General features: G+C 54.4%; 12 protein-coding genes. 5 read left to right on the forward strand and 7 right to left on the reverse strand.

What is annotated here, in order from left to right:
- Positions 1-59: 59 nt before the first annotated feature.
- On the reverse strand, positions 60-512 hold the full coding sequence (gene folK / locus ACQKE4_RS03540) for a 2-amino-4-hydroxy-6-hydroxymethyldihydropteridine diphosphokinase (protein ID WP_427386926.1): 453 nt from the start codon (positions 510-512) through the stop codon (positions 60-62).
- Positions 513-693: 181 nt separating this feature from the next.
- Here folK and ACQKE4_RS03545 point away from each other — a divergent pair, with 181 nt between their 5' ends.
- Positions 694-1,440, forward strand: a complete 747-nt coding sequence (locus ACQKE4_RS03545; protein WP_427386927.1) for an SDR family oxidoreductase — start codon at positions 694-696, stop codon at positions 1,438-1,440.
- A gap of 67 nt (positions 1,441-1,507) precedes the next feature.
- On the opposite strand, the gene ACQKE4_RS03550 is transcribed toward ACQKE4_RS03545, so the two are convergent.
- The 5 genes from ACQKE4_RS03550 to ACQKE4_RS03570 all read right to left on the reverse strand — a co-directional run bounded on the left by ACQKE4_RS03550 (position 1,508) and on the right by ACQKE4_RS03570 (position 7,370).
- Positions 1,508-3,922 (reverse strand): mechanosensitive ion channel domain-containing protein, encoded by a 2,415-nt coding sequence (locus ACQKE4_RS03550; RefSeq protein WP_427386928.1) that lies wholly within the window; start codon positions 3,920-3,922, stop codon positions 1,508-1,510.
- A 201-nt stretch (positions 3,923-4,123) separates the two neighbouring features.
- Positions 4,124-4,555 carry a YqaA family protein gene (locus tag ACQKE4_RS03555; protein ID WP_427386929.1) on the reverse strand — a complete coding sequence of 144 codons (432 nt, stop codon included), beginning with the start codon at positions 4,553-4,555 and terminating at the stop codon, positions 4,124-4,126.
- A gap of 12 nt (positions 4,556-4,567) precedes the next feature.
- Positions 4,568-5,389, reverse strand: a complete 822-nt coding sequence (locus tag ACQKE4_RS03560; protein ID WP_427386930.1) for an IclR family transcriptional regulator — start codon at positions 5,387-5,389, stop codon at positions 4,568-4,570.
- Between the two features lie 158 nt (positions 5,390-5,547).
- The gene (locus ACQKE4_RS03565; protein WP_427386931.1) at positions 5,548-6,348 is read right to left on the reverse strand and encodes an enoyl-CoA hydratase; all 801 of its coding nucleotides are present in this window, start codon (positions 6,346-6,348) and stop codon (positions 5,548-5,550) included.
- A gap of 71 nt (positions 6,349-6,419) precedes the next feature.
- Entirely contained in the window at positions 6,420-7,370 is a 951-nt protein-coding gene (locus ACQKE4_RS03570; RefSeq protein ID WP_427386932.1) for a rhodanese-related sulfurtransferase, read from the reverse strand.
- Positions 7,371-7,615: 245 nt separating this feature from the next.
- Between ACQKE4_RS03570 and ACQKE4_RS03575 the strand changes: the two genes are divergently transcribed.
- On the forward strand, positions 7,616-8,305 hold the full coding sequence (locus ACQKE4_RS03575) for a pirin family protein (RefSeq protein WP_427386933.1): 690 nt from the start codon (positions 7,616-7,618) through the stop codon (positions 8,303-8,305).
- 79 nt (positions 8,306-8,384) lie between these two features.
- Here ACQKE4_RS03575 and serA read toward each other — a convergent pair whose 3' ends face one another.
- Positions 8,385-9,629, reverse strand: coding sequence for a phosphoglycerate dehydrogenase (serA, locus tag ACQKE4_RS03580; RefSeq protein ID WP_427386934.1), 1,245 nt, complete (start codon positions 9,627-9,629; stop codon positions 8,385-8,387).
- 251 nt (positions 9,630-9,880) lie between these two features.
- Here serA and ACQKE4_RS03585 point away from each other — a divergent pair, with 251 nt between their 5' ends.
- Genes ACQKE4_RS03585 through dxs form a run of 3 tightly spaced genes read left to right on the forward strand, consistent with a single transcriptional unit; the run spans position 9,881 to position 12,983 of the window.
- The gene (locus ACQKE4_RS03585; protein WP_290835933.1) at positions 9,881-10,168 is read left to right on the forward strand and encodes an exodeoxyribonuclease VII small subunit; all 288 of its coding nucleotides are present in this window, start codon (positions 9,881-9,883) and stop codon (positions 10,166-10,168) included.
- On the forward strand, positions 10,162-11,055 hold the full coding sequence (gene ispA / locus ACQKE4_RS03590; protein ID WP_427386935.1) for a (2E,6E)-farnesyl diphosphate synthase: 894 nt from the start codon (positions 10,162-10,164) through the stop codon (positions 11,053-11,055). The genes ACQKE4_RS03585 and ispA overlap by 7 nt, the downstream gene beginning before the upstream one ends.
- Positions 11,056-11,057: 2 nt before the next feature.
- Positions 11,058-12,983 carry a 1-deoxy-D-xylulose-5-phosphate synthase gene (dxs, locus tag ACQKE4_RS03595; protein WP_427386936.1) on the forward strand — a complete coding sequence of 642 codons (1,926 nt, stop codon included), beginning with the start codon at positions 11,058-11,060 and terminating at the stop codon, positions 12,981-12,983.
- Positions 12,984-13,009 lie beyond the last annotated feature (26 nt).

Consider the following 13,009-nt stretch of genomic DNA (forward strand, 5'->3'; position numbering starts at 1 on the left):
TCCAAAGGAAAGTAGCTCGCCTTACCCTTGGCAGCTATAACGCTATTATCGGCCTATCGCTAAAAATCATGAGCACTTTTCTCTCCAAGCGTGCGGCCACTGCTGGCAAGCACTTCGTTAACAGGTGTTCGCACATAGTCGTACTGGTAGTAGCTCTCATCCAGCAACTCACCGTCCCACGCCACCATATCCAGATCCATCGTACGTGGCCCGGATTTAATCGCCCCCCGCACACGCCCTAAGCGGTTTTCCACTTCCTTTAAATAGGCACGAAATGCCTCTCGCTCAAGAGGAGTACTCACCAGCAGCGCCGCGTTTAAGTAGTCAGGCTGCTGCTGATAACCCACTGGTGCGGTACGAATCGCTTTTGAAGTGGCCAATAGATTACATTCATGACCAATAATGGTTAATGCCTGAGCAAAGTTAAGGACCGGTTCGATATTAGAACCTAGTGAGATGAGGCACTCATGATAAGAAATAGCCTGTTCTGAAGCTATTGATTGCGGGGGCATAGCGACATCCTATTCAACGTAACGCCAGAATAAACAACCCTTAAGGGGCATTATTGTTAATTTTTCAGACTAGCCCTACGTGCAATATTTGTACAAGTTATTGACAAACGCTGCACTCACGCAGAAATTACACTTATACCAACAAGAAAAAATAATACTAACGAAAAATAGGGAGCTTTGTATGCACCAAAAAGCTGCACTTGTTACCGGAGGTGCCACCCGCTTGGGAAGGTACTTTGCTGAGGATCTGGCGGATGTGGGTTATAACATTGCCCTCCATGTTAACGGCTCCCGTACTGAGGCAGAGGAAGTCGCGGCAGGCATTCGTGCCAAGGGGCGTGAGTGTGAAGTTTTTCCCTGCAACTTTTTAAATGATGATCTTGAAGCGCTCATTCAGTCGGTAAAGCAGCGCTTCCCAGGTTTTAGTCTGCTGCTCAATAGTGCATCTATTTATGACCCCGCCCCGATTGCTGAAACAGAGCTTGCCATGCTGGAGGCACAGTTCCGAGTCAATATGTTTACTCCGTTTCTGCTTACTCGCCACTTTGCTCAGGCCGTTACAGAAGGCCAGGTGATTAATATTATTGATAGTAAAATCGCCTATCATCAGTACCCTTACGCCGCGTATTTGTTGTCGAAAAAGAGCCTAGCGGAGATGACACGCATGGCGGCGCTGGAATTTGCCCCGCGCATTCGTATTAACGGCATTGCCCCTGGCGTAGTGCTTCCCGCTGCGCAGCGCGTCAGTGACTATATTGAGTGGCGTATTGACGCGATTCCGGTTAAACACCAAGGTAAACCCAACCACCTGATACAAGCTTTGCACTATCTATTAGACAATACTTTTGTAACCGGACAAATACTGTTCGTAGATGGTGGTGAGTCCATCAATATGGAAGGACGGCACTCTGAGAACTATTCTGCTTAAAGCGCAACGGGGCCGCCCATAGGCGGCCCCGTATTAAGCGTATGCCACATGGTGTGGCACTTGCTGTTTAGACATCATCGCCATCAGGCTTGAGATGCTCTTCATCGACTAGCTTGGTCTTTTTCTGACGCGGATCAAACCGATCATCCGTTGTTAGATCATTCGACTTCGGCTGCCCGGCAGGGCTACCGTCGATAGTGAAGTCCTGCTGCATGACGCGCAGGTTCACCGGCGGCGCAGAGCCTGTCTTATCCTGACCGAAGTAGAGTGTCGTGTGCGGGAAGGGTATCTCGATACCCGCCCCATCAAAGCGCATCTTCACTAAGCGATTAAAGGCACGACCAACGGCCCACTGATCACCCGGGGTGGTTTTAATCACCACCCGAATTTTCACAGAGCTATCTGCCAGGGCAATAACTCCCGCCACCGTCATATCGGCCAGTAGCTGATGGCTATACTCGCTGACTTTTAGATCTTCAAAGGCCAACTTGAGCTGATCAATAGCGCCGTCGATATTTTCCCGATAGGCAATACCGTACTCACCCACGTGATTACCAAAATCGCGCATATAGTTAGAGACAGTATCGACGCTTGAAAACGGTATAATATGGTAAGTACCTGAAAGATCACGAATACCTACTGAACGAATGCTCAGTTTTTCGGCTGTGCCCGTAATCCCTCCCAGCGTAACAACATCACCGGCATTCATGGCATTCTCGACCTGAATAAACACCCCAGTAATAACGTCTTGCACCAGCTTCTGAGCACCAAAACCGATCGCTAGGCCCAGCACACCAGCACCCGCAATCAGCGGCCCGATGTTAATACCGATTTCCGACAGCACAATCATGCCGGTAATGGTGACCATCGCAATTGCCAAGGCATTACGGAACAGGCTCAACAATGTTTTTGCGCGAGCGGTGGGTTCACCATGGCCCGTTTCGGGATTGAGGTTGTGCTCAATTAAACTGGCTAGTCCCAACCAGATACAGATGGCAACGATCAGTATGATCGAGACGCTCGTAAGATTGCCGACGATAGTGGCACCACGCTCGGAGGAGTACCAGGCGGCTAGGTTAAAGGCTCCCCAGGCATCCAGTATCACCATAATGACCGCAACTAATATAACCGTACGCAATATCCGCAATGCATTGGGTACGTAGCTATTGAGACGATTCTCTAGTAGAGGCAGTTTACGCCGCAGGTCTGGTGATAGCTGAATGCGCCGACCAATCGTCTGGCTCAGGAAGGCAGATGTCAGCAAACCTAGCACCACGGCGACCAAGGTTTTTAACGTAGCAAATAGCACAAAGGGGAGAGCATCACCTGGGCGTGTCAGGGTTAGTACAAACACCATCAAGAAGTAGAGCAGTGCAAATAAGTGCCAAGTACGGGCGAATAATTGTAGCGATACTCGGCTTGCCGTTAGCGTGGAAGTCGCTGCCATCTGATTAAGATTACTGCTTAACCGCACGCGGTTTTTAAGCACTACACCCACGGCGTAGAGAAATGCCAGCACCATAATCAGCGTACCGACTGCTTGACCTAACGTGGCAGCAAAGTAGAAGTTTACCAACGGCACAACGACCATCAGGCCGTAACCCACCATCCCAATCAAGCGCGCTAACCAGCGATTCCAGTAGGAGGCTTCATAGGCGGAAATCGGCAGTAAGCGTAGGCCATCATAGCGTGACGAAAACAGCATCCGCACACCGGCTTTAAGCAGTTCGATAATCAAGAAAGCATTTAAAAATAGCGAAGCACGGGTGGAAAGCTCACCGGTTTCGCCCACGGCAAAGGTAGCCAATAAGTTACCCGCCACGTAGGCCAACGCCACTAATAGCACATCAACCACGGCGGCAACGGCTACGCACACGATCAAACGCAGTACCGGCGTCAGCCCATTGGCGTGGAGTGACCAGCTGTTGATTTTGCTAAACGCAGGTTTTGCCAAGCGCCTAAAAATAAAAAACAGCGCCAACGTGGCAACAATCACAATGCCCAGGTTAATTGCTGCACTGGTAAAGGCCGCCATATCAAATGTACTGCCCGTACTGCCCGCACCTTGACCAGTGAACAAGCTACCCACAATGCCCACTGCCTGTTCAAATTGACCACCCACATCACTCACCACGCGACTGGTCAATTCAGCTAGCTGGCGCGGTAGAGAGACATCTTCAGGTGCCATATCACTGCCTTGTGCAGCCGCTTCTGGAGACAACTCATCCGCTAAAGCGGGAGGTAAGGCAGATGCTTCACTACGCAACAGCGTAATCAGCTCGGCTCGCGCCTGCTCATTTTCCAACAAATCAGCCAATGTGGCATAGGCTTGAGTTTCGCTAATATTCGGGTCGCTCGCCTGTTGAGGCGGCTCTTCATTTGGTGCCGTCAGCGTTGTTTGCGCTAATGCTGGCGTTGCCAACATAGCAAATAGCGTCAACAGCCAGACACCTAGCCAGGGTAATAAACGTATTGGCGTCACACCTCAACCTCCATTTCGTGAGTGTACTCTTTCATACAGCGACTTCATCCAACATCTTCATCCAAGCACTACTTGTTAATCTAACGTCTACCTGAGTTTAAGCAACTGCGTTTTACAGCTATGTGACCGCTAGGGCCTATTCAACAGCGCTAGCCTTGCATCAAAGCACCCTAGGGTAACATGAGATTATTGAGAAGAAATTTACTGGCAGAGTGGCACCAGCCATTGCTGCGCTAAAAGCAACACTACAGCGTAACGAACGCCCTTAGCGACCACAATCCATGCCAGCGCCCGCCACCAAGGCAGTCTAAACACGCCAGCCAGCACGGTGAGCGGATCACCGATAATCGGTGCCCAGGAGATAAGTAGGCTTTTTTCGCCAAACCGGTGATACCAGCGCTCGGCACGCGCCAAACTACGGGGAGATGCGGGAAACCAGCGGCGATCTTGAAATTGACGCGCATAGCGGCCCATCGCGACGTTGATCATGCTGCCCAGTGTATTGCCTGTCGTGGCTACCAACCAAAGTGCCACCGGCGGCTCGCCGACGCACCATAGTCGTGCCAGCCACACTTCCGACCCACCGGGCAGTAGCGTAGCGCTGACCAACGCGACAAAAAACAGGCTCAGCATCGGTTATCCACGCTAACGAGGCAACTGCCCACCCAACTGCTGGGTAATTTCGTCGGCCGTTTGGCGAACCAGCGCGCCCAGCGTTAATAAACGGGCCTCTGGGATGCGGGCTACCGGTCCTGAGACAGAGATCGCCGCAAGCGGCGTACCGTGCTCGTCAAAAATACAGGCGGCCACACAGTGCAGGCCAATGGCATGCTCTTCACGATCACAGGCAAAGCCTTGGGCGCGAATCTGCTGCATTTCTGCCTGCAAGGGAGCAGGCTGATCAAGCGTATTAGCCGTCACGCGTACAAGTTCGCGCCCTTCCAGCAGTTGCATCCGCTCATCATCGGGCATGCCCGCCAGCAGTGCTTTACCCACGCCGGAGGCGTGCAAGGGCGCACGGGAGCCAAGGCGCGTGATCATGCGCATCATCTGCGGTGATTCATGCTGGGCTAGAAATACCGCCGTGGCACCGTCGCGGATGCCTAAGTTGGCCGTTTCACCTGTTTCAGCCGTTAAGCGGCGCAGAAACGGGCGGCTGGTAGCCACCACATCCCGTGCTTCAAGAAAGCTATTACCGATACGAAAAGTTTTAACATCAATTCGCCACAGGCCCTGTTCGTTCTCCTGGCTCACGAAACCTTGGCTTTGCAAGGCTTGCAGTAGACGATGAGTCGTTGAAGGTGCTAAATCGGCCATCTCCGACACTTCCGAAAGGGCTAATCCTAGCGGGCTGGCCGCGAGGTACTCCAACAGCGTTAAGCCACGTACTAACGACTGGCTATGCCCTCCACTGGCTTTGGCGGTATTCGCCGGACGGCCGACCGTCCTGCGCTTGGCTTCACTCACCTGGCTATCTCCTAATAGGCGCTCTCAAAAGGCGCTCCTACCTATAAGCGCCTTTCTTGAAGGCACCGTCTCTAACCATAAAGCGCATCAGGATAACGTGCCTACACGGCCATTGTCGCGTTTACGGAAACGAATTCCATCATTGTACCGGCATGGGCTTACTGGTGCCGCCATTGCGGTGGCCGTTTGGCGATAAATGCATCAATTCCTTCGCCCACGTCATCGGCCAACATATTGCAGGCCATGATTTCACCGGCGTAGGCATAGGCTTCGCCTAACGGCATGGCAAGCTGACGGGCAAACATCGCTTTACCTGTGCGCACCGCCACGGCGCTTTTAGCGCAGATGCTGGCCGTCAGTTCATGAGTGGCTTCATCAAGCGACTCATCCTCTGCCACGCGGTTAATCAGGCCCCACTCAGCCGCCTGCTCGGCGCTGATAAACTCCCCCGTCAACAGCATCTCCATAGCCCGCTTAGGGGTGACATTACGTGACAACGCCACTGCCGGTGTAGAACAGAACAAGCCAACGTTAATGCCAGATACCGCAAAGCGGGCGCTGCGCGCCGCCACCACCAGATCACAGCTCGCCACCAGCTGGCAGCCCGCAGCAGTGGCAATGCCCTGTACTTTGGCAATCACCGGCACGGGAAGATTCACGATGGCCTGCATCACCTCGCTACAGCGGGCAAACAGCGCCTGGTAATAAGCTTTATCTGGATTGGCACGCATCTGCTTTAAATCATGCCCAGCGCAAAAGGCTTTACCTTCCGCAGCGAGTACGACACAGCGAACGTGCTGATCTTCAGCAATATCGTTCAACGCATCGTGTAGCGCTTTTAGCATGGTTTCCGAGAGCGTATTGAATTGCGCTGGTGCGTTCATCGTCAGCGTCACAACACCTTGATGGTCAAGGCGCTGTAGAGTGGGGGTAGCGTATCCGTCATCGGTGATGGGCATGGTGAACTCCTTAGGTGAGTAACACGTTGCCCATCAGTCTAGCGTACAAGCTCAGCTTACCCTGCGCTACTTCATTTTTTCATTAGGCGGGTATCGCGGCCCAAGGGATGCGGTTCGCCGCGCTGTTTGGCGAGATCAATTTGACGCTGACGCTCCCGGGCTGCCGCGCGGGTTTTCTCCGGCAGCGAATCAATACAGTGGGGGCAGCTAATGCCTGGCTCATAGGCAGAGGAGGCCATATCCTCGGCTGAAATTGGCATGCGGCAGGCGTGACACTGTTCGAACTCGCCCTTGCTTAAGTCGTGGCGCACGGTAACGCGGTTATCAAACACAAAACACTCGCCGCGCCATAAAGACTGCTCTTCTGGGACTTTTTCCAGATAGTTCAGCACGCCGCCCTTAAGGTGATAAACCTCTTCAAAGCCCTCTTTGAGCATAAAGCTTGAGGCTTTTTCGCAGCGAATGCCGCCGGTGCAAAACATCGCCACTTTCTTGTGCTTTTCCGGATCGTAGTGCTCGCGCACGTAGTCAGGAAACTCGCGGAAGGTAGTGGTTTTGGGGTCTATCGCCCGCTCAAAGCTGCCAATCGCCACTTCGTAATCGTTGCGGGTGTCGATCACCAGCACTTCCGGGTCGGCGATGATGTCGTTCCAGTTTTCCGGCTCGACGTAGGTGCCCACCGTATCATTGGGGTCAATATTGGGCACGCCTAAGGTGACGATCTCTTTTTTGAGCTTCACCTTGGTGCGGTAGAACGGCATTTCGTCACAAAACGACTCTTTGTGATCAATATCGGCCAGGCGCGGGTCGGCGGTCAGCCAAGCCAGTAGGCCGTCAATACCTTCGCGACTGCCCGCTACCGTGCCGTTGATGCCCTCTTTGGCCAGCAGCAAAGTACCTTTCACACCATTATCCAGCATGGTTTGACGCAGCGGCTCACGTAGCACTTCGAAGTCGTTCAGGGTGACAAATTTATACAGCGCCGCGACCACAATGGGCGGCGTATCGACAATCTCAGACATGCACTTCTCCAGGTAGTCGTCCTCGCAAAGGACGGACCGGGTTAAAAAGGCGCATATAGTAGCGAAAAGTGAGCAAAAAGTTTAGCGCAAGCGGCATGCTGAAATTCGTTCTTTCTTGATCTGGCTCAGCACTGGTTACGAAACGTCGATTTATTCGACGATATCGTACAGAAAGCTTCAACCCACGCAGCCCCAGTGAGGCGTATATTGTCATTATTCACTACAGGTTATTTGCGGAGTATTTAATGATCATTCGTCGCTCCAACGAACGGGGCTACGCCGACCACGGCTGGCTGCGCTCTTTTCATACCTTCTCATTTGCCAACTATGTTGATCCAAAGCACATGGGGTTTCGTGCCTTGCGCGTGATCAATGAAGACCGCGTGGCGGGCGGCCACGGCTTTGGCGCCCACCCGCACCGGGATATGGAGATTATCTCCTACGTGCTAGAGGGCGAAATGGAGCACAAAGACAACATGGGCAACGGCGAGGTGATGCGCCCTGGCGATGTACAGCGTATGTCGGCGGGTACTGGCGTGCTGCACAGCGAGTTCAACCACTCCAAGGAGAACGAACTGCACTTCCTGCAAATCTGGATAGAACCCAAACAGCTAGGCATTAAACCCAGCTATGAGCAGAAGGCCTTCCCCGCAGCCGAGCGCCAAGGTCAGTGGCGGTTGGTCGCCTCTCAAGAGGGGCGCGAAGGCTCAGTGAGCGTCAATCAGGACGTAAACCTTTACGCGGGGCTGTTTAGCGCGGATGAAGAGGCGACCGTTCCACCTTCACGCTACGCCTGGCTGCACGTGGTGAACGGAGAAATGGAAGTGAACGGTGAGATGCTAAGCGCAGGTGACGCCGCAGCGTTTACGCCAGATGAGACGATCAGCCTTACCGGCAAGGAAGCGGGTGAGGTGCTTCTTTTTGATTTGGCTTGATGAGTTGTTTTATTGAATTGCTTAACCAAAACGGCCCCAATTAAGGGGCCGTTTTTTTGAAACGTCTTAGCTAATCGAATTAGCTATTATGGGACGAGTAGAGCGCACGAATTTTCAGCGTGTGGTCTACCTCACGCAACGCTTCCAGCGCCTGGGGACCGTAGGCTTTATCCACGTCGATAACGACGTAACCGACTTTATCATTGGTCTGAAGATACTGACCCGAGATATTGATGCCGTTTTCAGACAATACGCGGTTAATCTCTGACAGCACACCCGGCACGTTGTCGTGAATGTGCAACAAGCGGTGCTTGTCTGGGTGAGCGGGCAGCGCGACTTCCGGGAAATTCACCGAGGTCACGGTGGTGCCGTTATCGGAATAAGTGATCAGTTTTTCTGACACTTCAATACCGATGTTCTCCTGCGCTTCCAGGGTTGAGCCCCCTACGTGCGGCGTCAGAATCACGTTTTCCAGGCCGCGAAGCGGGCTCTGGAACTCTTCATTGTTGCCTTTCGGCTCAACCGGGAAGACGTCGATAGCAGCCCCATTGAGCTTGCCAGCTTTTATCGCATCCGCCAGCGGCTCGATTTCCACTACGCTACCGCGGGCAGCATTAATCAAGATAGCGCCTTGCTTCATGGCGGCAATCTCTTTGGCGCCGATCATCCAGCGGGTAGAGGCAAGATCAGGCACGTGTAGACTGACCACATCGGCGCGCCCTAAAAGCTCTTCAAGGCTCGCCACTTGGCTTGCATTGCCCATCCCCAGCTTGGTGATTACGTCGTAAAAAATAACGTTAAAGCCTAATGATTCGGCCAGCACAGAGAGCTGAGCACCGATGCTGCCATAACCCACGATACCCAGGGTTTTACCGCGGGCTTCGTGGGAGTTTTTGGCCGACTTCAGCCAGCCGCCCTGGTGGGCACGAGCATTTTTCTCGGGAATACCGCGCAGCAGCATAATGGCTTCTGCCAGTACCAGCTCGGCTACTGAACGGGTGTTGGAGTACGGTGCATTAAACACCGCGATACCGCGGATGAGAGCAGCCGTCAAATCCACTTGATTGGTGCCGATACAGAAACAGCCAACGCCGACCAGCTTCTCGGCTGCCTCGAACACGCGTTCAGTCAGTTGGGTACGCGAGCGAATACCGAGGAAATGAACATCGCGGATTTTCTCGATCAACGCGTCTTCATCAAGCGAGGTGGGCAGTTGCTCGATATTTTCATAACCGGCGTTGTGAAAATTGTCCACCGCACTCTGGTGGACGCCCTCGAGTAGCAGGATCTTGATCTTGCTCTTGTCCAGGGACGTTTTGGCCATGGCTGAATCAACCTCTATGGTCGGCGGCATGCGCCGTGTATCGGTTCACAGGAGGCGCATATCGTAGCACAGACCACTCCGTTCAGACCGGGTCAAGATGATGAAAAGTGTGCGCAGTGAAGATGAATATGTCACACGTTGTGACCATTAGCGTACCTTGAAGGGCAGACGCCACCCCCTAGCGTCGGTGTATACTGTAGGCTTATTTTAAAAATACCGCTTTTGCAAACATAGCTATGCAGGCCTCCCCAATGAGCGAAACGACATCACCTCCGCAGGACTTTGCCGCGACGGTTGAGCAACTCGAAACCATCGTTGAACGCCTTGAGTCAGGCGAGCTCTCATTGGAAGATGCGTTGACCGCGTTTGAACAGGGCGTGCGATTAACCCGCGATGCTCAGCAGCGTTTGGACAGCGCCGAGCTTAAAGTGCGTGCGTTGAGTGAAGACAGTGACGGCCGCTTGAACGTGGCGCCTTTTGCTGGCTCCGAAGACCTCAAGGATGACGAAGATGAGACCAAGGAGACGCCCCCATGGTAGCCACGCAATTGAGCCCGCTTACGGCGCTGCGCCACACCAGTAACGCTCGCGTGGATGCCACGCTGGCAGCACTGTTCGATACTCGCCCGGCGGTAGCACCAAGGCTTGAGGCGGCGATGCGCCATGGTTTGCTGGCCGGAGGCAAACGCCTGCGCCCGCTGCTGGTGTATATGGCTGGGCATGCGCTAGGCGCAGACGACGATGCGCTGGATGCCCCCGCCGCGGCAATTGAGCTAATTCACGCCTACTCGTTGATCCATGATGACTTACCCGCCATGGACGACGACGACCTGCGCCGCGGTCAGCCCACCGTGCATAAAGCTTTTGATGAAGCCAGTGCGATTCTGGCTGGTGATGCCCTCCAGGCGTTGGCGTTTGAAGTATTGGCCAGCAGCGCTCATCCACGCTTAGGCAGTTTGGTTCATACCCTGGCCGTGGCCTCGGGTCGCGATGGCATGGTAGCTGGCCAAGCGCTGGATTTAGATGCTGTCGGCGGCCACCCGGATGTGGAGGCGCTGGCACACATGCACGCCCATAAAACCGGCGCCCTGATTGTGGCCGCCGTCCGCATGGGTGGCTTAGTGGCGGTGGATAAAGATGACCCACGGTTAAGCGCACTGATTCGCTACGCACGCGCCATTGGTCTAGCCTTCCAGATTCACGACGACATTCTGGATGTGACCGGCGACACCGTGACTCTAGGCAAAACCTCAGGTGCCGATGCCGCTCGTGCCAAGCCCACCTATCCCAGCTTGCTAGGATTAGAAGGTGCCCAACGCAAAGCACATAGCCTGATTGACGAGGCCATTGCCGCGCTCGCCCCCTTGGGTGAGCGTGCTGCACCGCTGGCCGACTTAGCCCACTATATGATCGAGCGCGACCACTAAACATGCCCATGAAGCTGTTCGACAAGATACCCCGCGAGCGCCCCACGACGCCGCTGCTCGACTCCTTTGACCACCCCGCCGCCTTGCGGGCCATGAATGCTAGCCAACTTGCCCAAGTGGCTGACGAGCTGCGCGCCTACTTGCTGTATAGCGTAGGGGTATCGGGCGGCCATTTTGGCGCAGGTCTAGGGGTCGTTGAGTTAAGCGTGGCGCTGCATCATGCCTTTAATACGCCCCATGACCGCTTAGTCTGGGACGTCGGCCACCAGGCCTACCCCCATAAAATACTGACTGGCCGCCGCGAAACAATGCTCAGCATTCGCCAACATAGCGGGCTGGCAGCTTTTCCACGGCGTGCTGAGTCCGAGTACGACACCTTTGGTGTAGGCCACTCCAGCACCTCTATTTCGGCAGCACTGGGCATGGCGTTAGCGGCCAAAGCCCAGGGTGATAAGCGGCGTGTTTGCGCCATCATTGGTGACGGCGCACTGACCGCAGGCATGGCATTTGAAGCCCTCGCCCATGCAGGTCATGTAGACGCCAACCTGCTGGTGATTCTCAACGACAATGAAATGTCGATTTCCGAGAACGTCGGTGGCATGGCGACTTATCTTGCCCGCGTGCTGTCCAGCAAGCCTTACCTGAAAATACGCCAAGAGAGCAAAAAAGTGCTTTCGCACCTGCCCGGCGCATTAGAACTTGCCCGGCGCACCGAAGAGCATATGAAAGGCATGGTGAGTCCCGCCACGCTGTTTGAAGAGATGGGCTTTAACTATGTCGGCCCAATTGATGGTCACGATCTTGACGCACTGACGCATACGCTTGAAAACCTACGCGATCTTGATGGCCCACAGTTTCTGCATATCAAAACGGTCAAAGGCAAAGGCTTCTTGCCCGCTGAGGCGGATCAGATTGGCTACCACGCCATCACGAAACTGGAAAAAATTAACGTTGAGGCAGTTAAGACGCCCATCGTTAAAGAGCCCGCGCCAAAAAACGTCGTTAAGAAAAAATACTGCAACGTGTTCGGCGACTGGCTATGCGACATGGCAGCCGTTGACTCACGCCTGATGGGCATTACCCCCGCCATGCGTGAAGGGTCTGATCTGATTCGTTTCTCAAAACAGTTCCCCGAGCGCTACTTTGATGTGGCAATTGCCGAACAGCATGCCGTGACACTCGCAGCGGGCATGGCCTGCGAAGGCATGAAGCCGGTGGTAGCTATTTACTCCACCTTCCTGCAACGTGGCTACGATCAGCTTATTCACGATGTGGCGGTGCAGGACCTGGATGTCACCTTTGCGATTGACCGTGCAGGCTTAGTGGGAGAAGACGGCCCCACCCACCACGGCAGCATGGACCTCTCCTTTCTGCGCTGCGTGCCAGGGTTGGTGATTTTAGCCCCCGCCGATGAAGCCGAATGCCGCGCCATGCTTAGCGCCGCCTATCACTACCCTGGGCCCGCTGCGGTGCGCTACCCTCGCGGCACCGGCCCAGGCGCAGAGATTCCTGCACACCTTGAGCCACTTGCCATTGGCAAAGCTGAGGTACGCCGCCACGCCACAAGCGACGGCGTGCGTATTGCGCTACTAGCGTTTGGCAGCCTAAACATCGCCGCGGCTGAGGTCGCCGAGCGGCTCAACGCCACCCATATCAATATGCGCAGTGTTAAGCCGCTGGATCGTGATGCGGTGCTGCACGCCGCCGACGAGCACGAGTTGCTGGTGACCCTGGAAGAGAATGTGATTGCCGGTGGCGCGGGCAGCGCCGTCAATGAGCTTCTCCACGCGGAAGGTGTTCAGGTGGAAGTTCTTAACCTCGGCCTGCCTGATACGTTTGTGGAGCACGGCACGCCAGCAGAATTACTCGCTGACTGCGACTTGGATACGGCCGGTATTGAGCGCGCTATTCGTGCACGATTGCCATAAGCACCCTTCATCCAATACTTCTATAA

Source organism: Halomonas sp. NPDC076908, from assembly GCF_050269715.1.
Lineage (GTDB): Bacteria > Pseudomonadota > Gammaproteobacteria > Pseudomonadales > Halomonadaceae > Vreelandella.

What these genes read in the sequence shown, in the direction of transcription:
- ACQKE4_RS03575 (WP_427386933.1), top strand. Translation starts at nt 7,616, where the DNA reads ATGATCATTCGTCGCTCCAACGAACGGGGCTACGCCGACCACGGCTGG.
- ACQKE4_RS03565 (WP_427386931.1), bottom strand. Translation starts at nt 6,348, where the DNA reads ATGCCCATCACCGATGACGGATACGCTACCCCCACTCTACAGCGCCTT.
- ispA (WP_427386935.1), top strand. Translation starts at nt 10,162, where the DNA reads ATGGTAGCCACGCAATTGAGCCCGCTTACGGCGCTGCGCCACACCAGT.
- ACQKE4_RS03545 (WP_427386927.1), top strand. Translation starts at nt 694, where the DNA reads ATGCACCAAAAAGCTGCACTTGTTACCGGAGGTGCCACCCGCTTGGGA.
- serA (WP_427386934.1), bottom strand. Translation starts at nt 9,629, where the DNA reads ATGGCCAAAACGTCCCTGGACAAGAGCAAGATCAAGATCCTGCTACTC.
- ACQKE4_RS03585 (WP_290835933.1), top strand. Translation starts at nt 9,881, where the DNA reads ATGAGCGAAACGACATCACCTCCGCAGGACTTTGCCGCGACGGTTGAG.
- ACQKE4_RS03555 (WP_427386929.1), bottom strand. Translation starts at nt 4,555, where the DNA reads ATGCTGAGCCTGTTTTTTGTCGCGTTGGTCAGCGCTACGCTACTGCCC.
- folK (WP_427386926.1), bottom strand. Translation starts at nt 512, where the DNA reads ATGCCCCCGCAATCAATAGCTTCAGAACAGGCTATTTCTTATCATGAG.
- dxs (WP_427386936.1), top strand. Translation starts at nt 11,058, where the DNA reads ATGCCCATGAAGCTGTTCGACAAGATACCCCGCGAGCGCCCCACGACG.
- ACQKE4_RS03570 (WP_427386932.1), bottom strand. Translation starts at nt 7,370, where the DNA reads ATGTCTGAGATTGTCGATACGCCGCCCATTGTGGTCGCGGCGCTGTAT.